Annotated in this window: 14 protein-coding genes; 10 read left to right on the plus strand and 4 right to left on the minus strand. The window is 69.7% G+C overall.

The window, feature by feature from the left end; genetic code table 11:
• Positions 1-330 precede the first annotated feature (330 nt).
• On the minus strand, positions 331-1,293 hold the full coding sequence (locus K6142_RS12460; protein ID WP_190244863.1) for an ACP S-malonyltransferase: 963 nt from the start codon (positions 1,291-1,293) through the stop codon (positions 331-333).
• Between the two features lie 515 nt (positions 1,294-1,808).
• On the opposite strand from K6142_RS12460, the gene K6142_RS12465 reads away from it, so the two are divergent.
• On the plus strand, positions 1,809-2,585 hold the full coding sequence (locus tag K6142_RS12465) for a 16S rRNA (guanine(527)-N(7))-methyltransferase RsmG (RefSeq protein WP_190244864.1): 777 nt from the start codon (positions 1,809-1,811) through the stop codon (positions 2,583-2,585).
• Between the two features lie 130 nt (positions 2,586-2,715).
• Here the strand turns inward: K6142_RS12465 and K6142_RS12470 are convergent, their stop codons facing one another.
• Positions 2,716-2,934, minus strand: coding sequence for a hypothetical protein (locus K6142_RS12470; protein ID WP_012611995.1), 219 nt, complete (start codon positions 2,932-2,934; stop codon positions 2,716-2,718).
• Between the two features lie 476 nt (positions 2,935-3,410).
• Here K6142_RS12470 and K6142_RS16585 point away from each other — a divergent pair, with 476 nt between their 5' ends.
• Entirely contained in the window at positions 3,411-5,768 is a 2,358-nt protein-coding gene (locus K6142_RS16585) for an STT3 domain-containing protein (protein WP_190244865.1), read from the plus strand.
• Positions 5,769-5,781: 13 nt separating this feature from the next.
• Here K6142_RS16585 and K6142_RS12480 read toward each other — a convergent pair whose 3' ends face one another.
• The gene (locus K6142_RS12480; RefSeq protein WP_190244866.1) at positions 5,782-6,249 is read right to left on the minus strand and encodes a 23S rRNA (pseudouridine(1915)-N(3))-methyltransferase RlmH; all 468 of its coding nucleotides are present in this window, start codon (positions 6,247-6,249) and stop codon (positions 5,782-5,784) included.
• A gap of 138 nt (positions 6,250-6,387) precedes the next feature.
• Here K6142_RS12480 and K6142_RS12485 point away from each other — a divergent pair, with 138 nt between their 5' ends.
• Positions 6,388-7,035, plus strand: a complete 648-nt coding sequence (locus K6142_RS12485) for an L-threonylcarbamoyladenylate synthase (protein WP_223290346.1) — start codon at positions 6,388-6,390, stop codon at positions 7,033-7,035.
• Between the two features lie 440 nt (positions 7,036-7,475).
• Here K6142_RS12485 and K6142_RS12490 read toward each other — a convergent pair whose 3' ends face one another.
• Entirely contained in the window at positions 7,476-8,828 is a 1,353-nt protein-coding gene (locus K6142_RS12490; RefSeq protein WP_190244868.1) for a glycosyltransferase family 9 protein, read from the minus strand.
• Between the two features lie 154 nt (positions 8,829-8,982).
• Between K6142_RS12490 and K6142_RS12495 the strand changes: the two genes are divergently transcribed.
• The 7 genes from K6142_RS12495 (at position 8,983) to K6142_RS12525 (ending at position 19,201) form a co-directional block, all read left to right on the plus strand.
• Positions 8,983-9,513, plus strand: coding sequence for an NUDIX domain-containing protein (locus K6142_RS12495; protein ID WP_190244869.1), 531 nt, complete (start codon positions 8,983-8,985; stop codon positions 9,511-9,513).
• A gap of 165 nt (positions 9,514-9,678) precedes the next feature.
• Entirely contained in the window at positions 9,679-11,163 is a 1,485-nt protein-coding gene (gene glgA / locus K6142_RS12500; protein WP_190244870.1) for a glycogen synthase GlgA, read from the plus strand.
• 75 nt (positions 11,164-11,238) lie between these two features.
• Positions 11,239-13,170: a 1,4-alpha-glucan branching protein GlgB gene (gene glgB / locus K6142_RS12505; RefSeq protein ID WP_190244871.1), complete on the plus strand. Its 1,932-nt coding sequence runs from the start codon at positions 11,239-11,241 to the stop codon at positions 13,168-13,170.
• A 208-nt stretch (positions 13,171-13,378) separates the two neighbouring features.
• Entirely contained in the window at positions 13,379-14,368 is a 990-nt protein-coding gene (locus K6142_RS12510; protein ID WP_190244872.1) for an isoaspartyl peptidase/L-asparaginase family protein, read from the plus strand.
• A 181-nt stretch (positions 14,369-14,549) separates the two neighbouring features.
• Positions 14,550-15,626 (plus strand): 4-hydroxythreonine-4-phosphate dehydrogenase PdxA, encoded by a 1,077-nt coding sequence (gene pdxA / locus K6142_RS12515; RefSeq protein WP_190244873.1) that lies wholly within the window; start codon positions 14,550-14,552, stop codon positions 15,624-15,626.
• A 3-nt stretch (positions 15,627-15,629) separates the two neighbouring features.
• A complete protein-coding gene (locus tag K6142_RS12520; RefSeq protein ID WP_190244874.1) occupies positions 15,630-17,381 on the plus strand; it encodes a hydantoinase/oxoprolinase family protein in 1,752 nt (583 codons plus the stop codon).
• Positions 17,378-19,201, plus strand: coding sequence for a glycoside hydrolase family 3 protein (locus tag K6142_RS12525; protein ID WP_223290347.1), 1,824 nt, complete (start codon positions 17,378-17,380; stop codon positions 19,199-19,201). Before K6142_RS12520 ends, K6142_RS12525 begins: the two co-directional genes overlap by 4 nt.
• The last annotated feature ends 112 nt before the right edge of the window (positions 19,202-19,313 follow it).

The raw sequence follows: 19,313 nt of genomic DNA on the forward strand, positions 1-19,313 counted from the left end.
CCGGCCTGCAAAGGCCCGCAAGCGGCCTGTCGCGCGGGTGGGCGGGTACGGAGCCGCAAGGGCGGGGCGCTTGTCCGAAGTGGGTCGTGTACCAGAAAACGGCGCGACTGCAAAGCCGTCGGCACGCGCGGCAGCGGCGGGGTGCACGCGGCGCCGGGGCGGGGAACATGGCGGTGACGCGCTGCGTGTTTGCCGCGATGCAGGCAGGGCCAGCCGGGGTGCCGCAACCGGGAAGGGGGCCGCGCATGCAAGGGGCCGGGTGCGCATGCGCACCCGGCCCGTGGAATGTCTGCCTGTTCACCCGCGCAAGCGGGGAGCGGTGGTACGCAGCTAGAACGACAGCGCGTCGGCCTGTTGCAGGCTGCCCGCGCCCTCCGCCGTCCAGCCGCCTTCCTCGGCGGCGGGCACGCCCGACGCGGCAAGTATGGGGCCCACCATCTTGGTCAGCACGCCCTTGGGGCCGGATTCCACCCAGCGGCGCACTCCGGCGTTCCACTGGTTGGTCACGGTGGCGATCCACTGCACGGAGGACGTCATCTGCCGGGTCATGACCTCGTGCAGCGATTCGCCGTCGGTGACGGCCTGGCCGGTCACGTTGCAGTACACGGCAAAGCGCGGGCGCGACCAGGTGACCGTGCGCATGGCCTTGGCCAGTTCCTTCGCCGCCTCGTCCATGAGCGGGCTGTGAAAGGCCCCGCTGACGGGCAGGACGAGCGCGCGGCCCTTGCGGTCCTTTACCCTGGCGGCGGCATCGGCGATGGCGTCGCGCGTGCCGGACAGCACCAGCTGGCCCGGCGTGTTGTAGTTGGCGATGCGGATCATCTGGCCGGTGGCTTCGGCGGCCTCCGCCACCACGGCGTCCACGTCGGCCTGCGAAAGCTTGAGCACGGCGGCCATGGCCCCCTTGCCGTCGGGGTCGGCCTCGGCCATCAGGCGTCCGCGCAGGGCCACCAGTTCCAGGGTGCTGTCCACGGAAAGCGCGCCGGAGGCGGCGGCAGCCGCGTATTCACCCAGGCTGTGCCCGGCGGCGCAGGCCGGGCTGACGCGCCCGGCAAGGCGCAGCCACAGGGACAGGTTGACCACGGTCAGCGCGGGTTGCAGATTGCGGGTATCGGCCATGGCCTTGTCGTCGCCGCCGTCCCAGTAGATTTCGCGCAGGGGCAGGCCGCTTGCGCGTTCGGCCTTCTTCCACAGGTCCATGGCCTCGGGCATGGCGTCGGCCACGTCGCGGCCCATGCCGGGTTCCTGCGAGCCCTGGCCGGGGAAAAGGATGGCGATGTCGGTACGGTTCATTGGGTGTCGCTCCAGACGTGGGAATGGTGCCGGGTGCATGCCGGCGATGCGGTGTGCGGTATGGTGCGCGGGCGGACGCGGTGGCCGTCCCCCTCAGGACGGTGCCCGGCGGTGCCGGGCGCGTTGCCCGTTCGCTGCCCGTTCGCTGCATAGTCAAACACGCGCGCGGACGCAAGTGGTGCTGCCGTTTTCGCCCGCGCGGCCCAATGCGCGAGGGAGAGGACGGGTGCGGAAGCACAGGAAAGCTGCCCCGTTGCGTATAGTTGCCCGACGCCGTTCCGGCGCCATTGCGCCATTGCGCCATTCGCCCGGCGGGCCCTGTCGGGACTGGTCGGGCCCTGTCGGGACAGGTCGGGACAGGACGGGCCAGTCGGGACCGGTCGAACACGTCGGCCTCTGTCGGGTCCATTGCCTGACTCTTGCCGGTGCTTGCCAGCGCGCGCCGGGGCGGCTACAAGGCCGCCAACTCCCGCATCCGGCGCGCCGCGCCGACAGGGTCACCATCAGGAGACGCCATGCCCCCCGCAGATGTCCACGTATCGTTAAAAGAGCTGACCCGGCTGTGCGCCGAGGCCGGGTTCGGTCCCGACAGCGTGCCCGAGGCCGCGCAGAAGTCCCTGGCGGGCTATCTGGAACTGCTGATGAAGTGGAACCGGGTCATGAACCTGGTGGGCACGCACACCTGGCAAGCCACCTTCCGCACCCTGATCGTGGACAGCCTGCACCTGGCGCGCTTTCTGCGCACGCTGCCCCTGCCCGAGGCGCCGGAAACGTGGGATCTGGGCGCGGGGGCCGGGCTGCCGGGCATTCCCCTGCGTGCGGTATGGCAGGCGGGCATCTACCATCTTGTTGATGCGCGCGAGAAACGCACCCTGTTCCTGTCCAACGTGCTGGCCCGCCACCCCCTGCCGGGCACCGTGGTGTTCCGGGGTAGGGTGGAGGAGTTCATGCCCACGCGTCCCAAGGCGGATTGCGTGGTGAGCCGCGCCTTTCTGCCCTGGCCGGCGGTGCTGGAACTGGTGCGCGGCCACATGGCCCCCGGCGGCATGGTGGTGTTTCTGGCCAACGAAGGCGCGCCCGCAAGCCTGCCCCCCGGCTGGAGAGTGGCTGTGCGGGCGGAATACGGGGTGCAGGCCCCGCCGCCGCACGGTGCGGGCGGGATGTCCGGACGGGCCGGGCACAACGGCCATAGTGGGCGGATCGGGCGGAACGTGACCGGCGGTGCGGCCGGGAAGGGCGGCACGGAGCCCGCCTTCACCACGCGCCATCTGTGGGCGCTGGCTTTGGAGTGATGCCGACGCCGGGGCGGGTGGCCCTGGGCTGAACCCGGAAGGTGCGGCGGCTGCCTGCACGCTGCCATTGCCCGGGCGGTGCGTTCGCGCAATGGCCTGCGCGTGCCCCCGGCGGGGAATGGCGGACGGGCTATTTTTCGGGCGGGGTGCCCATCAGCGCACCCAGCTGCGACTTGCGGAAGATCAGCCGGGTGGCGGCGGCGTCGGCCTTGTCCGCCACGTCCATGAGGCGTTCGAGGAATTCGAGGATTTCGTGCCGCCGTTCTTCGGGCGAATATTCGAATTCGTCATCCAGGCGTTCCGACGACAGGTATTCCTCGATTTCGTCGAGATACTTCATGTTCAGCATGGCGGCGTCTCCATGGGCCGACGGGGCTGACCCGGCGGTGCAGTGTGGTGGCGGCGCGCGGTCCGGCGCATGGGCGTCCGGCGGCGTGCCCGTGCGCATGGACCTGGCGGTTCGGGCGGGTTGTTGCCCGCGCGGCTGTTTGGTTCGCGCAGTGCTCTAACGTATTTCGCGGCGCAGGTGAAGCGGTTGCTCGCACCCTGTGTCGCCCCCCTGTCACCTCATTGTCGGACGCAGCCCCGGCGTGCCCGTTCGGTCAGGCTTGCCCGTTCGGTCAGGTTTACCCGTCAGGTCAGTTTCCTGTCCGGCCCGGGTTTACCTGTTCGGCCCGGGTTTACCTGTTCGGCCATGACGTTGCCGCGTTCGGGTGGCACCGGTTTTCACGCGGGCGCCCCGGCCCGCTGGCGATGCGCCACCGTTTCGCGTATATCCCCCCTGCGCGGTCCATTGGCCGCAACCCTTTTTCACGGCAGGAAGCCATGAGCGTGCACACGCCCGAAACATCTCCCCTTGCCTCCTCCAGCGCCGGGCACCCGGAAGCCGGGGGCAACGGCGAATCCCATACCCTGCCGGACGGCGGGCAGCGTCCCCCGGTGGGGCGGTCCCCGCGAACCCCGCAAGCTGGGCTGCGCGCCGCCGCCGTGGCGCTGTGTTCACCGGGCGGACGCGCCGTGCTGCTGGCCCTGCTGGCCTTTGGCGTGGCCTTTGCCATGCGCATGCTGGAATACCCGGCCTGGCAGACCCCGGAATACCAGTTGGACGGCGAATACCTGCTGGCCACGCACGACGCCTATCACTGGACTGCGGGGGCCGACGGCTTCGAGTTCGGTGCGGGGCACCCCATGTCCGAACTGGTGCGCTATGTGGCCCTGCTCACCGGGTCCACCTCCGGAGGGGTGGGCTTCTGGCTGCCGCCGGTCATGGGCAGCCTGCTGGCGGTGGCGGTGTTTGCCTGGGCCGCCGCGCTGGGCGGCATGGAGGCGGGGCTGTGCGCCGGGGTGCTGGCGTCGCTGGCGCCCGGCTTTCTGGCCCGCACCCTGCTGGGCTACTGCGATACCGATCTGGTGACCCTGCTGTTCGCCCTGATGGCCGCGCTTGGGCCGGGCCTGTGGCTGGCCCCGCGCCTGCGCACCCTGCCGGAGATGGCCGTGGCCCTGTACCGGCGGCTGCGGCGCGGGAGCAAGCGCGCCGCCACGGCTTCCGGAACAGCTGCGGACGGGGCTGCTGGCGCGACTGCTGGCACGACTGATGACGCATCGGGCGTCGACGATGCCCTTGCCCCCCACTGGATGGCGCTGCTGCTGTGCAGCGGCCTTCTGGGCTGGTGGTCGCAGGAGTGGCATTCCATGTTTCCGTACCTGGTGCGCTACTACGCACTGCTGGTGCCCGGCCTGGCCGTGGTGTTCGGCAGGCGCGGCGGCCGGGCCGACCTGATGGTGGGCGGGCTGCTGTACGCCCTGCCCATGCTGGGCGGCTGGCCGGGTTTTGCCGGGGCGGTGCTGCTGGCGGTGGGGCTGCGCGGTCCGTGGCCCTTCCTGCGGGCGCTGGCCGAACGGCGGGTGGTGCACGCCGCTCTGTGGCTGGTGGTGCTGTGGCTGGTGGCCGATGCCGAAGTGTTCCAGACCATGCTGAATTCGGCCCAAAGCTACATCAAGCGGGCGGGCGATGCCGTGTCCCAGGCCGACGGCGACGTGCTGGTCTACCCTTCGGTGGCCCAGAGCATCATCGAGGTGCAGGATCTTTCGGTGGCGGAGGTGCTGGCCTACTTCCACCCGTGGATGCCCGCCGCGCTGGCGGGGCTGGCCGGGTTCGGCATCGCGCTGGTGGCGCGCCCGGCGGCGTTGTTCCACCTGCCGCTGGCGGTGCTGGCCTTCCTGTCCATCAAGCTGGGCGGGCGCATGGTCATGTTCGGGGCTCCGGTGATGGCCCTTGGCATCTGCATGCCGGTGCACTGGCTGGCGGGCCTTGTGCTGCGCGACAACTTCTACCGCACCGCCGGGCGGCTGCTGGTTTCCGCCGTGCTGCTGGTGGTGCTGGGCGCGCCGTACCTGGAGGTCATCCCGGCCATGACCCAGGGGCCCATCCTTAACCGGCGGCACGCGGCTGCGCTGAAATTCCTGCGCACCAACACGCCGGAAGAAGCCATGATCTGGAACTGGTGGGACTGGGGCTATTCCACCCACCACTTCGCGCACCGTTCGACCATCGCCGACGGAGCGAGCCATGGCGGGCCTTCGCTGTTCGTGCCCGCCGCCGTGTACGCCTCGGACAACCCGCGCTTTGCCCGGCAGCTCATCAAGTACGCGGCCAGCAAGGGCAACATTCCCGGCAACGTCTTCGAGGGCATGAACAACCACGACGCCGACGACCTCATGCGCAAGCTGGCCGCCCGAAAGGAACCGCTGGTGGCGGCGCAGGGCAGGCAGTATCTGGTGGTCAGCTTCGACATGCTGCGCCTGGGCTTCTGGATAACAACCTATGGCCGTTGGAACTTTCTGGCCAAGGAAGGGCGCGGCTACCAGATAGCCTCCATCAGCAAGCCGCTGCAATTCAGCATGGAAAACGGCGTGGTGCTGGTGCAGAACATGGACCCGGTGTACGCGGAATCCATCGACGTGCTCGACGATACCGGCCTGCAACGCCAGATGTACTTCCGGTTCAACGGGCGGCACTTCATCTTCAACCGCACCACCGGCGACAAACTGGTCATCGACGACGACATGTACAACACGCTGATGGTGCAGCTGCTGCTGTCGTCACCGGAAGACCCGCGCTTCACGCCGTATTTCAGGCTGGTGTTCGACAACGTGCATACGCGCGTGTACGAAGTATTGTGACAGTGTCCTGCCGCTAGTGGTGATACGGGGAACCGCGCAGGATGCAGTCCGCCCGGTACAGCTGTTCCAGCAGCACCACCCGGGCCATCTCGTGGGGTAAGGTCATGGGGCCAAGGCAGACGCGCAGGGTGGCCCGCTTCAGGACGGCATCGTCCAGGCCGTAGGCGCCGCCGATGACGAAGCACGGCACCGCCGTGGCGTTTTCCGTCAGCCGGTCCAGCAGCGCGGCGAACTCGCGCGAGGTGTGGGCCTTGCCGCGTTCGTCCATGCATACCACGATGTCGGCGGGGCCAAGGGCGGCCAGCAGGCGCGCGCCTTCGTCGGCGTTGCGTTTGGCGGGCGGCAGGGCGGCGTCGCCGTCGCGGACCAGGGTTTCGGTCACGCGCCAGGTGTGGCGCAGCCGTTCCAGGTAATGCGCGGCGGCCTGCTGCCAGAACGGCGTCTTCAGCTTGCCCACCGCCAGCAGGCGCAGTGATTTCACGAAACCTCCGGATGCGTATCTTCTCGGGCCATGGTCTACCCCGGCGCGGCACGGGCGGCAAGCCGCATGGCGCGGCGGGGCATTCGGCCAGATTCCATGCTTTTTCCTGTCATGCCTGACCCAACAACGGATTGCCTCATGCTCGACCTGGATGATGCCGCCGCGCTGTTGCGCGCGGGACGGGTGGTGGTGTTTCCCACCGAGACCTTTTTCGGAGTGGGGTGCCTGGCCACCCATGCCGGAGCCGTGGACGAGGTGTACCGGGTGAAGCGCCGCGCCCATCGCCTGGCCCTGCCGGTCATCGTGGGCCATGTGGACCAACTGGCGCAGGTGGCGGCCCCCATGGGCCCGGTGGCGGAAGGGCTGGCCCGGCGGTTCTGGCCGGGGCCGCTGTCCATCCTGCTGCCCGCGGCGCCCGGCGTGCCCGAGCCGCTTACAGGTGGTACGGGGCGCGTGGCCGTGCGCCTGACCCCGCATCCCGCGGCCCGCGAATTGTGCCTGCGGGCCGGTGGGCCGCTGGTGGCCAGCAGCGCCAACATCAGTGGGCGCCCAGCCGTGACGCGCGCCGTGGACCTTGATCCGGAACTGCTGGCCGAGGTGGCCGGGGTGATGGACCTGCCCCCCGCACCACCCGGCGGACTGCCCTCCACGCTGGTGGAAGTGCTGGATGGCGTCTGTTGCGCTACCGGCGGCTGTACTGGTGAGGGCGCGCCGCGCCTGCGGGTGTTGCGTGCCGGGGCCGTATCGGCGCAGGCCTTGCGCGATGCCGGGTACGCGCTGGAGTGAACGGGTGGGGACAATCCTGCCGGGAGTACAAAAAATTTTTGCGGGGCCGTGACGGCAAAAGGGCCGCAAAACCGCATGGGACGGGCGCTGCACGGCGGCGGGAAAGTGGGTGGCAAAAAAGTTGAACTGTTTGGCCAAACGGTCCGTGCCGGTTCGCAGGCGGATGTTTCTTGCAAAAGCATGAAAAATCATGTGGATGCGAAGATGTCTGAAGGCGAAGCTGCCTGTGTTCAACCGCCTCGACGAGTTGGCACACCGCTTGCTATATCCTGATCACCTTCCTTTCTTTGCAGATAACCGGTCCTACAGGGGTGTGGGACCGGTTTTTCTTTTGTGCCCCGTCCGCCATGGTCGTGTGCTGGCGTGGTTTCTGCCTTTCGGGGATATGTCGTGTGCTTCCGCCACGGACCTCCTGCCTGCCGTGCCTATTTGTCTTTATTTCAAGATATTCCAAGCAATTCAAGGGTGTTGGTCAGTGTTGTCCGCACGGTGATGGCGGCCATGCACGGGCAGGGACCGTGGGGGTCAGTGGTGCCGTTGCGCCCTGTGTTCCCGGGGGGGCTGCCGTTGCCGTGTCCCCAGCCGCAGGCAAGCCTGCGCAGGGTGGCGGAGCAGGGCGCGCATTCCAGCGGGCTGGCCAGCGCCACCGCCCCGTGCGGGCACCATGCACTGGCGGGGGCCGGGCCGAACAGGGCCAGTACCGGCACTCCGTGCAGTGCGGCAAGATGCAGCGGCCCGGAATCGTTGCCGATCACCAGACGCGCGCTGCGCAGCAAATGCGCCAGCTCGTCGTGGTCGGCGGGGGTGACAACGGGCACATCACCTCCCTCCGGCATCAGGGAGCCCCGATCAAGGCCGCGTTCCAACTCCGCCGGACCCAGCACGTACAACGGATTGTACCCGGCACGACGCAGTTCACCGGCCACGACGGCAAACCGTCGGGGAGGCCACTGTTTGGCCCGGTGTCCCGCGCCCGGCACCAGCACAACGGTGCGCGAATCCCCGCCGTCCCAGCCGCCGAACAGGGTTTGCCAGGTGCCGTGCCAGTTCTCGTCCCAGCGGGGCGGCCAGGGCAGGGCGGACGGAACCACATGTTCAAGCCGGTTGCGGAGCGTCTCGGTGACATGCCGGGCTTGACCAGTCGGCCCGATCTGCCCGATCTGCCCGATCTGCCCGATCTGCCCGATCTGCCCGATCTGCCCGATCTGCCCGATCTGCCCGATCTGCCCGATCTGCCCGATCTGCCCGATCTGCCCGATCTGGCTGACATGGCTGACATGACTGGCATTGCCGGGGTGCGCAGCGGGGGCCATTGCCGGGGCTTCCGCGCCAGTGGCATCGCCGCCCGTGCCGCCGCCGCCCGTGCCGCCGCCGTCCATGCCGCCCCCGTCCACACCGGACGACAGGCAGGGCAGGGGCAGCACGCGCGGGTGGGCGGCCACCGAGGAGCGGTCCAGGCAGAACCACGCCAGCGTGGCCCCGGCCAGGGCTTGCGGCCAGACGGCTATTTCCGGCTCGCCGTACAGGCCGTCCAGCGCCCTGCGCATGTCCGGGGGGCAGGGCGCATAGCCCAGCGGGGCCAGCCAGCGCATGCGTTCCATGTTGCCTGCGAACAGCAGGCGCGGGGCATCGCCGCCCTTGCCGCCCTGGGCCACGGCGTGTTCTGGCCCGGCGCCGTCCGGCCTGGTGCCCGGCGTACCCGCCCCCCTCGCCAGCGCCAGCAGGGCGGGCCAGGCGCACAGGAAGTCGCCCAGCGCGCCGTTGTGCACGGCTATCAACTTGTCACTTTTCATCTCTGCGCGTACTCTGGGAAAGTGGTGTCATATCCTCGCCGCCTTCCGGGACAGTCCGTTCCGGCCTGCGGCGGCGGGACGGAGGGGCGGACAGCCCGCCCGCAACCCCGTCACGTCAACCTCGTCACAACCGGCAAGAACGGTCACGCCCGTCATGGAACATCGCGTCCCCTGCCCGCACTGCGGCGGCTCCGTGGTCATGTACCGCAACCCCGCGCCCACCGTCGACATCCTCATTCACGAGCCGGGGCGGGGCATTGTGCTCATCCGGCGGCGCAACGAGCCGCCCGGCTGGGCACTGCCCGGCGGGTTCATCGACTACGGCGAATCGGCGGAAGCGGCGGCGGTGCGCGAGGCCCGCGAGGAAACCGGACTGGACGTGGAACTGACCGGCCTTGTGGGGGTGTATTCCGAACCGGGGCGCGACCCGCGCCACCACACCCTCAGCGTGGTCTATGCCGCGCGGGTGCGCGGCGGTGCCGGGGCGGGACCGGCGACCGGGGATGCTGCTCCCGTGGCGGAGGGCCCCAGTGCCGCTCCCGTCGCGGGTGACGACGCGGCGGATGCCCGGTTCTTTATGCCGGACGATCTGCCGCACCCCATGGCCTTCGACCACGCGAAGATCATCGCCGACTGGCTGCACGCCCGGGGTTGTTGCCCAGGGCACGCGGCGGACGGGGCCTGAGAAGCCCCGCGCCGCCCGCGCAGGCAGACCAAACGTGCCGCGCCGTCTGGCGGGGCAATGGTTTTGCCGGGGCCCACGCCCCGGCATGATCGGGACGCACGCGCCGGATGGCGCGCAACGCGTCGCGCGGGTACGCCGCGCGCGCAAGGGGAGGAACGCGCGATCATGCGACGTGAGGTCGTTTTCGTCACCTCGGAAATGTATCCCTTCTCCAAGAGCGGGGGACTTGGCGACGTGCTGGGCGCGCAGCCCCTGGCCCTGCACCGCATGGGCGTGCCCACATCGGTGATCACGCCGTTCTACGGTCGCCTGCGCACGGCGGACTACGGCATCCACCTGACCATTTCCGACTGTCACGTGGGCTACCCGTGGGATCCCATCACCTGCGACATCTACGAGGCCGACTACCACGGCATGAAGGTGTACTTCGTGCACCGTGGCGAGTACTTCGACCGCCGCTATTACTACAACGACCACAAGGGCGACTATTTCGACAACTGCGAGCGGTTCATCTTCTTCTGCCGCGCCGCCATGGCGCTGCTGCGCCGTCTGGGCACGCCGCCCGCCGTGCTGCACGCCAACGACTGGCAGAGCGGGCTGGTGCCCGCCTACCTGCACTTCTGGCGGCAGACCGACCCGTTCTGGGCCGACACGCGCAGCGTCATGACCATCCACAACCTGGCCTTTCAGGGGCGGTTCGCCTCTCGCCTGTTCACCGGCTGCGGCCTGCCGCCGCAGGCATGGACCATGAGCGGGGTGGAATTCTGGGGCGACTTCAACCTGCTGAAGGCGGGCATCGCCTATGCCGACATGGTCACCACGGTCAGCCCCAGCTACGCCCGCGAAATCCTGGGCCCTGCCTACGGCTGCGGGCTGGAGGGCATCCTTCAGGCCCGCCAGCACGCGCTGCACGGCATCCTCAACGGGGCCGACTATGGCATCTGGAACCCGGCGCAGGACAAGTTCCTGCCGTGCCGTTACGGGCCTCCGGACGGCTCCGGAGCGGTCGATCCGCAGGGCTTTGCGGGCAAGCAGCGCTGCAAGACGGCCCTGCTGGACGAACTGGGCCTTGCGCCGGAACTGGCCCGCCGGCCCGTGCTGGGCTTCATCGGGCGGCTGCGCGGGCAGAAGGGCATAGACCTGCTGCTGGACATCGTGCCCCGGCTCATGGAGCGCAACGTGGGCGTGATCATTCTGGGCGAGGGCAACCTTGCGCACGAGGCGCGGGCGCTGGACCTGATGGAAACCTACCGGGGCAGGCTGTGCGCCATCGTGGGCTACACGGAAGACCTGGCCCACCGCATCCAGGCGGGCAGCGACATATTCCTCATGCCCTCGCGCTACGAACCCTGCGGCCTGACCCAGATGTACGCCCTGCGCTACGGCACCCCGCCCGTGGCCACCGCCGTGGGCGGCCTGCGCGACACCATCGTGCCGTGGCCGTCGCCAGAGGCCACCGGCTTCACCTTCGGGCGGAGCGACCCGCAACTGTTCCTCGAAGCCATCCTGGATGCCGTGCACTACTGGGAGCACGACACCGAAGGCTGGCGCGCCATGATGACCCGCGCCATGCACCAGGACTTTTCGTGGGAGCGGGCCGGGCGCAGCTACGTGAACCTGTACCGGCAACTGGGGTTCGACTTTTCCTGATCTCGGCCCGCCATTGCCGTAACCCGTCCGCCCCTTCCCGAACCGGTCGACCCCAAGCCACGGAACGCACACGCCATGCAGCTTACCTACCCCGCCTTCATCGAGCCCTTCGACCTGTACATGTTCGGCAAGGGCGAACACTGGGACCTTTACCGGGTGCTCGGCGCGCATCCCGTGGCGCAGGACGGCGCGGAAGGCTACCGGGTGGCCGTGTGGGCGCCCTCTGCCCGCGAGGTGTATCTGGTGGGCGATTTCAACGACTGGCGCTGGGGCGAATACCCGCTGTACCCGGTGGGCGTTTCCGGCGTGTGGGCGGCCTTCGTGCCCGGCATGCGCAAGGGCGCGCTGTACAAGTTCGGCATCCGCACCGGGGAGGCGGGCGACGGGCGCATCGTCTACAAGACCGACCCCTTTGCCCTGTACGCCGAAATGCGTCCCGGCGTGGCGGCAGTGGCCTGGGACATCGACAATCACCAGTGGGCCGACGGCGACTGGATGCAGCGCCGCGCCGAGGCGGGGACGCCGCTGCGGCAGGCCGTGTCCATCTACGAGGTGCACGCGGGCTCGTGGCAGCGCAAGACCGACGGCACGGGGGTGGGCGGCCATCCCTTCCTGTCGTGGGACGAACTGGGCGACGGGCTGATCCCGCACGTGCAGAACCTGGGCTTCACCCACATCGAGCTGCTGCCCGTGGCGGAACACCCGCTGGACCAGTCGTGGGGCTACCAGACCGGGCACTACTATGCCCCCACGTCGCGCCACGGAACGCCGGAAGACTTCAAGCGCTTCGTGGACCGCTGCCATCAGGCGGGCATAGGGGTCATTCTCGATTGGGTGCCCGCGCACTTTCCCAAGGACGACTGGAGCCTTGGCCGCTTCGACGGCACGGCCCTGTACGAGCATCTGGACCCGCGCCGGGGCGAGCACCCGGACTGGGGCACCTTCATCTTCAACTACGGTCGGCACGAGGTGCGCAACTTCCTGCTGGCCAACGCCCTGTACTGGCTGCGCGAATTCCACATCGACGGCCTGCGCATGGATGCCGTGGCCTCCATGCTCTACCTCGACTACTCGCGCGAGGACGGCGACTGGCTGCCCAACGACCACGGCGGGCGCGAAAACCTGGACGCCGTGGAATTCCTGCGCCAGCTCAACGTGGTGGTGCACGGGCAATTCCCCGGGGCCATGACCATAGCCGAGGAATCCACGGCCTGGGCCGGGGTTTCGCGCCCGGTGTACACCGGCGGCCTCGGCTTCACCTTCAAGTGGAACATGGGCTGGATGCACGACACGCTGGACTACTTCCGGCACGAGCCGGTGCACCGCGCCTACCACCACAACGCGCTGACCTTTTCGCTGCTGTACGCCTTCACCGAGAATTTCGTGCTGCCGCTCTCGCACGACGAGGTGGTGCACGGCAAGGGCGCGCTGCTGTCCAAGATGCCCGGCGACGCGTGGCAACAGCAGGCCAGCCTGCGCGCGCTGTACGCCTACATGTGGGCGCATCCGGGAAAGAAGCTGCTGTTCATGGGCGGCGAGTTCGGCCAGTGGAACGAATGGGACGAAAGCCGCGCGCTGGACTGGTGCCTGTACCAGTTCCCGGCGCACGGGGGCATCCACGCCCTGCTGCGCGACCTGAACTCCATCCTGCGGCGCGAACCGGCCATGCACGTGCACGACCACGACTGGACGGGCTTTCGCTGGATGGACTTTTCCGACTGGGGCGGCTCGGTGATCAGCTTCGTGCGCCAGTGCCCGGACGGGGAGGGCGCGCCGCCCGTGCTGTGGGTGTTCAACTTCACCCCGGTGGTGCGCGAATACTACCGGGTGCCCGCGCCCAGGGGCGGCACATGGCGCGAGGTGCTGAACACCGACAGCGAATACTACGGCGGCTCCAACGCGGGCAACGGCGGCGCATTGCAGGCCCGTACCGACGAGTGGGGCGGCGGGCATCACCTTGTGCTCACCCTGCCGCCGCTGGCAGGGGTGGCGTTGATGCCCGGGTAGCCCGAGCGCTACGCCGAAGGCGCGGTTATCCGCACGGCATGAAAGAGAATGTCGTTTCTCCGCATGCCCGTGCGGCCTGCCTTCCCTCCCGCTTTCCCCCTCTGCCTTTCCCCTTCACCTTCGGGCCGCAATTGCGTAGATTCCGCCCCGTCCTCGCAGAGTGCATGAGGCACGCCGCGCGGGCGCATTCGGAACCGCAGAGACACACATGACCGAACCGAGAATCATCGTGCACGGCGGCGCGTGGACCATCCCCGCCGACCGGCGCAAGGCCCATGTCGACGGCTGCCGCGCGGCGGTGGACGCCGTGTGGGGCGAGCTGCGACGCGGCATGCCCGCGCTGGAGGCCGTGCGCCTGGCCGTCAACGTGCTGGAGGCCGACCCCACCTACGACGCGGGGCGCGGGGCCGTGCTGAACGCCGATGGCCGGATCGAACTGGACGCCGCCATCATGGACGGGGCCACCCTGAACTTCGGGGCCGTGGCGGCGGTGCGCAACTTCCTGCATCCCGTGGACATCGCCCGCAAGGTCATGGACACCGAATTCTGCTTCCTGGTGGGCGAGGGGGCGGAACGCTTCGCGCGCGAGGCGGGCATTGGTGCCATCGACCCCGCCGAACTGGTGGTGGAGCGGGAGGTGCGCCTGTACAACGAACTGCGCGCCCGCGCGGGCTTTTCCACCCATGACGCCTTCCGGCCCCAGGCCGGGGCGAATGGCGCGGCGACGGAAGCCCCTGCCGCGAACGGCGCGGCGTGCCGTTGCCCGGAACCGGACATGCCCAGGGGCACCGTGGGCGCCGTGGCGCTGGATGCGGCGGGCAACATCGCCGCCGCCACCTCCACCGGCGGCACGCCCATGAAGCGCCCCGGCCGGGTGGGCGATTCCCCCTTGTGCGGCGCGGGCACCTACGCGGACAACGAAACCGGCGGGGCTTCGGCCACCGGCTTCGGCGAAGGCATCATCCGGGTGCTGATGACCCGCTCCGCCTGCGATTTCCTGCGCGATGGCGGAGCATCCCCCGCCGATGCCGCGCGCAGGGCCATCGAACTGCTGCACCGCCGGGTGGCGGGCCACGCCGGGCTTATCATGCTGGACAGGCAAGGCCGCTACGGCGTGCATTGCAACACCGAGCACATCGCCCATGCCTACGCCCTGCCGGGGGGCGGCATCCACGCGGATGTGGAATTGCGGCGCTGACACCGGAGCGCCTTCAAGGGGAAACACGCATGCATGACGGCGGCGGGCCATGGTCCGCTGCCGTCTTTCACATGCGGTCGCCCGCCCATCCCCGGCACTGCCCGGTCCGCCATCAGGCCAGCGGGCGGCCCCGGCCATACGCATATGGACAGCCCGCGCGAATGCGCATAGCCTGTGCGGCATGCGTGCGGAACCGTTGCTGATAACCCTTGGCGACGCCAACGGCCTCGGGCCGGAACTGGCGTGCCGCCTGCTGTCCGGCCATCTGCCCGGCCACCTGCCTCCCTATCTGGCAGACCGCGTCTTGCTGCTGTTGGGAGCGGAAGCCTCTCTGCGGGCGCATCTTTCGTTCGCGGGGGGCACCCCCTTCTGGACACGGGTGGACGACCCGGCGCGGGTGCTGGCCCCGTCTGGCGAGTCAGCCTCCCCCGGCGTGTACCTGTACGAGCCGCCGGGGCTTGCCGACATCCGCGTGCAGGTGGGCCAGGCCACCCCGGACGGCGGCAGGGCGGCTGGCGTGGCCCTTGCCACGGCCTGCGACCTGCTGCTGGCTCCTGCGCCTGCCGGCGTGCCCTCTCCCGGCGGCCCGCCCCTTCAGCGCGGACCCCGCGGACTGGTCACCCTGCCGCTGCACAAGGCTATGCTGCACGCCGCCGGCTATGACGTGCCCGGCCATACCGAATACCTTGCCCGGCGCGCTGGCCTTGGCGACGACGAGGTGTGCATGCACCTTGGCGGCGACGTGCTGCGCGTCAGCCTGGTGACCACCCACCCGCCGCTGCGCGATGTGCCCGGCCTGATCACCCGGCAGCGGGTGCTGCACTGCCTGCGCCTGACGGCGGCCCACGCGCGGGCCATCGGGGCTGACGGCTCGGTGGCGGTGTGCGGGCTGAACCCCCACGCCGGGGAATCTGGCCGCATCGGCAGCGAGGAAATCGATACCATCGCCCCGGCGGTGGCCGACGCGGTGGCCGAGGGGCTGGACGTCATCGGGCCGCTGCCCGCCGACACGCTGTTCGTCAAGGCGGCGCGCGGCGCCTACGCCGCCGTGTTGGCCATGTACCACGACCAGGGGCTGGCACCCCTGAAGATGCTGCATTTTTCCGACGCCGTGAACGTGACCCTGGGGTTGCCCTTCGTGCGCACCTCGGTGGACCACGGCACGGGCTTCGACATCGCCGGAACCGGCACGGCGGACACCGGCAGCTTTGCCGCCGCGCTGCGCCTTGCCTGCACCCTCTGCGACGGAAAGGACTGAGCCATGTACCTGGGAATCGACGTCGGCGGCACGCATACCGATGCCGTGGTCATGGATGGCCGCACCATGGCGGCCAGCGCCAAGGTGCCCACAGACCACCACGACCTGCTGGCCTCGGTGCGCGCGGCCATGCAGGGCCTGCTGAAGCCCCATGGGGGGGTGGAGCCGGGGCGCATCACCCGCATGAACCTCAGCACCACGCTGTCCACCAACGCCATCGTGGAAGGCAAGACCGAGGACGTGGCGGTGGTGGTGTCCGCCGGGCCGGGCATCGACCCGGAACACTTCCGCGTGGGGCGGTTCTACTTTCCGGTGGGCGGGTCCATCGACCACCGTGGCGAGGAGATTGCCCCCCTCGACCCGGCGGAGATGGCGCGGGTGTCCACCGCCTGTTGCGACGCGGGCGTGCGCCTGTTCGCGGCGGTGGGCAAGTTCTCCACCCGCAACCCCGCGCACGAGACGGCCATGGGCGAGGCCCTGGGCGCGCGTAGCGGCGGCAGTCCCGCAAGCTGCGGCTGCGGCGACTTCGTCTCGCTGGGGCATCGCCTGTCGGGCCAGCTGAACTTTCCGCGCCGGGTGGCCACGGCCTACTACAATTCGGCGGTGTGGCGGGTGTACAACCGCTTTGCCGACGCCATAGAGCAGTCGGCCCGCGAATTCGGCATCACCGCGCCCATCCACATCCTGAAGGCCGACGGCGGCACCATGCCGCTGGCCGTTTCGCGCGAGCTGCCGGTGGAATCCATCCTGTCCGGCCCGGCGGCCAGCGTCATGGGCATCATCGCCCTGTGCGACATCCGCGAAGACTGCGTGATCCTGGACATCGGCGGCACCACCACGGACATCGCCGTGTTCGCCTGCGGATCGCCGGTCATCGAGAAGGACGGCATTGAGGTGGGCAGCTACCCCACGCTGGTGCGCGCGCTGAAGACGCGGTCCATCGGCGTGGGCGGCGATTCGCGCCTGCACGTGGCCGCCGGGGCGGTGCGCGTGGGGCCGGAACGGGCCGGGGCCAGCATGGCCCTGGGCGGCACGCGGCCCACGCTCATCGACGCGCTGAACTACCGTGGCCACGCCGCCGTGGGCGACGTTGCCGCCTCCGCGCGGGGCATCCGCGAACTGGCCGGGCTGTGGGACCTGTACCCGGAACGGCTGGCCGACGACGCCATTGCGGAAGCAGTGGCGCGCATCCGCGCCGCCGTCACGGACCTGGTGGACGAGGTCAACGCCCGCCCGGTGTACACCATCATGGAACTGTTGCAGGGCAGGGCGGTGGAGCCCGCCGCCGTGTACCTGATGGGCGGCCCGGCAAGGGTGATGCAGCCGCTGCTGGCCCCGGCGCTGGGCAAGCGGGTGGAGGTGCCCGACGACTTCGCCGTGGCCAACGCCATCGGCGCGGCGCTGACCCGCACCACGGCGGAACTGGAACTGTTCGCGGACACCGAAAAGGGGGTGCTGTTCATCCCCACCCTGGGCGTGGAGCGCAAGACGAGTCGGGGCTTCGACCTGGAACGGGCCAAGGCGGACGCGCGCGACGCCCTGCTGGAACACCTTGCGGGCCTTGGCGTTACCGGCGGCGAGGCGGCGGTGGAGGTGGTGGAGGCCTCGTCGTTCAACATGGTGGGCGACTACGGCACCGTGGGCCGCAACATCCGCGTGAAATGCCAGGTGCGGCCCGGCATAATGGGTGAGCAGGGCAGCGGCGGCAGGAACACCTGCGGCTGCAAGCCCTGCGCCGACGAGGCCGGAGCGTGACGAAGAAATTCTCGAGGGGTGCGATGGAGGCGACATGCCTGCGCCGCGCCCGTGTGCTGCTGTGTGCCGGGGCGATCCTGCTGGCCTGCGCCGTGCTGCCGGGCGGGGGGAACCAGGGGAACTGCGAGGGCAGGGCGCCCGGTGTGCCCGGTATGCCCGGTGTGTCCGGTGTAATGGACGTTGCCGGTGGCCTCGTGGCCTCCGGGGCCATGGCCGCCACGGGTACTGCTGCCGCCAGTGCCGCAGTTGACGGCCCCACGGCGCCGGTGGTTCCGGCACCGAAGGTGGCCGCCCCCAAGGCGCCGTCCGTTCCCGGCGTGTCCGTTCCCGGCGTGTCGGGCCCTGCCAATGTGGTCGGCCCGGCGGCCCCCAAGGGGGCGGCGGGCAAGTCCGCGTCCGGGGCAGGCCAGGGTCAGGGACGGGTGCAGGGCGGGACACGGAGCCACGGCGAACCCTCCCTTTCCGACATGATCGGCCAGATGCTCATGGTGGGTTTTCGCGGGGCAGAGGCACAGGCCGTTGCCGCACGCGCGGGTGATGTGATGGGCCTGGGCGGCCTGATGCAGCCGCTCTTTCCCGCAGCGGCCAGCGCGAAGAAGGCAGGTACTGCCAACGCGACAAAAACAGGCGCGACCGCTGCGGCCACCGCAACCACCACAGCGGGCACGCCCGGTACATCCGCCACATCCGGAACCTACGGCGTGAACGAGGTGCTGGACGACGTTCGCGCCGGGCGCGTGGGCGGGGTCATCCTGTTCGACCGCGACGTGACCACCCGCAGCCCGGAACGCAACATCATTTCCCCCAAACAGGTGCGCGCGCTGTCCGCCGCATTGCAGGCCGCCGCCGGGGCATCCCCCGCCGGGCTGCCGCTGTTCGTGGCCGTGGACCAGGAAGGCGGGCGCGTGCAGCGGCTGAAGCCGGAGCGCGGCTTCACCCAGTATCCTCCGGCGCGCCAGCTGGGGCAGGGCACAACGGGCGAAACCCGGCTGCGCGCCGTGGCCATGGGCCGCGAACTGGCCGACGTGGGCGTGAACCTGAACTTCGCGCCGGTGGTGGACGTGGACGTGAACCCGGACAGCCCGGCCATAGGCAGGCTGGGGCGGGCCTACGGGAGCGACCCGCGCGTTGTGGCGGCCCACGCTGCGGCGTTCATCAACGGCATGGCCCAGGCGGGCGTGGTGTCGTGCCTCAAGCATTTTCCCGGCCACGGCAGCGCCCGGGCCGATTCGCATCTGGGCGTCACCGACGTGTCCGCCACCCGCAGGCCCGAGGAACTGTGGCCCTACCGCGCCCTGCTGCGCCCGGCGGGCAACGCCTGGGCCGGCGGCTGGGGCGGCATGGTCATGGTGGGCCACCTGTACGACAACCGGCTGGACGCAGCGCACCCGGCCACCCTGTCGCGGGCGACCATCGACGGGCTGCTGCGCCGCGACATGGGGTGGCGGGGCGTGGTCATCACGGACGACTTGCAGATGGGCGCCATCACCGATCGCTACCCGCTGGAAGAGGTGGTGTTCCGCGCGGTGGACGCAGGGGCGGACATCCTGCTGTTCGGCAACAACCTGCGCTGGCAGCCGGACCTGACCGCGCGGGTGCATGCAACGCTGACCGGCCTCGTGCAGTCGGGCCGCATTTCCGAAGACCGCATCCGCCAGTCGTACCAGCGCGTCACCCGGCTGAAGGGGCTGCTGCGCGCGGGCGATGCCACGCTGGGCGGCAGCGGGCTTGGCGTGCCCGAGTTGCCGGATGTTGAGGGAGTTACCGGGGCAAAGATGCTGGACTCTGATGGCAATGTAGGCGTTATGCAGCAAAATTGATAACTAGCTGAGCGTGGCCAATTTTACTCCCCCCACCCTTTGAAAAGTTTGGGAGGATGGGGGTCCGGGGGAAGGAACCTTTTCCAAAAGGTTCCTTCCCCCGGTATGGTCT

The sequence above is a fragment of the Nitratidesulfovibrio sp. SRB-5 genome, from assembly GCF_019931275.1.
GTDB lineage: Bacteria > Desulfobacterota > Desulfovibrionia > Desulfovibrionales > Desulfovibrionaceae > Cupidesulfovibrio.

Bases quoted from the DNA above. Each gene is read 5' to 3' on its own strand.
- K6142_RS12460 (WP_190244863.1), bottom strand. From the start codon at position 1,293: ATGAACCGTACCGACATCGCCATCCTTTTCCCCGGCCAGGGCTCGCAG.
- K6142_RS12465 (WP_190244864.1), top strand. From the start codon at position 1,809: ATGCCCCCCGCAGATGTCCACGTATCGTTAAAAGAGCTGACCCGGCTG.
- K6142_RS12470 (WP_012611995.1), bottom strand. From the start codon at position 2,934: ATGCTGAACATGAAGTATCTCGACGAAATCGAGGAATACCTGTCGTCG.
- K6142_RS16585 (WP_190244865.1), top strand. From the start codon at position 3,411: ATGAGCGTGCACACGCCCGAAACATCTCCCCTTGCCTCCTCCAGCGCC.
- K6142_RS12485 (WP_223290346.1), top strand. From the start codon at position 6,388: ATGCTCGACCTGGATGATGCCGCCGCGCTGTTGCGCGCGGGACGGGTG.
- K6142_RS12490 (WP_190244868.1), bottom strand. From the start codon at position 8,828: ATGAAAAGTGACAAGTTGATAGCCGTGCACAACGGCGCGCTGGGCGAC.
- K6142_RS12495 (WP_190244869.1), top strand. From the start codon at position 8,983: ATGGAACATCGCGTCCCCTGCCCGCACTGCGGCGGCTCCGTGGTCATG.
- glgA (WP_190244870.1), top strand. From the start codon at position 9,679: ATGCGACGTGAGGTCGTTTTCGTCACCTCGGAAATGTATCCCTTCTCC.
- glgB (WP_190244871.1), top strand. From the start codon at position 11,239: ATGCAGCTTACCTACCCCGCCTTCATCGAGCCCTTCGACCTGTACATG.
- K6142_RS12510 (WP_190244872.1), top strand. From the start codon at position 13,379: ATGACCGAACCGAGAATCATCGTGCACGGCGGCGCGTGGACCATCCCC.
- pdxA (WP_190244873.1), top strand. From the start codon at position 14,550: ATGCGTGCGGAACCGTTGCTGATAACCCTTGGCGACGCCAACGGCCTC.
- K6142_RS12520 (WP_190244874.1), top strand. From the start codon at position 15,630: ATGTACCTGGGAATCGACGTCGGCGGCACGCATACCGATGCCGTGGTC.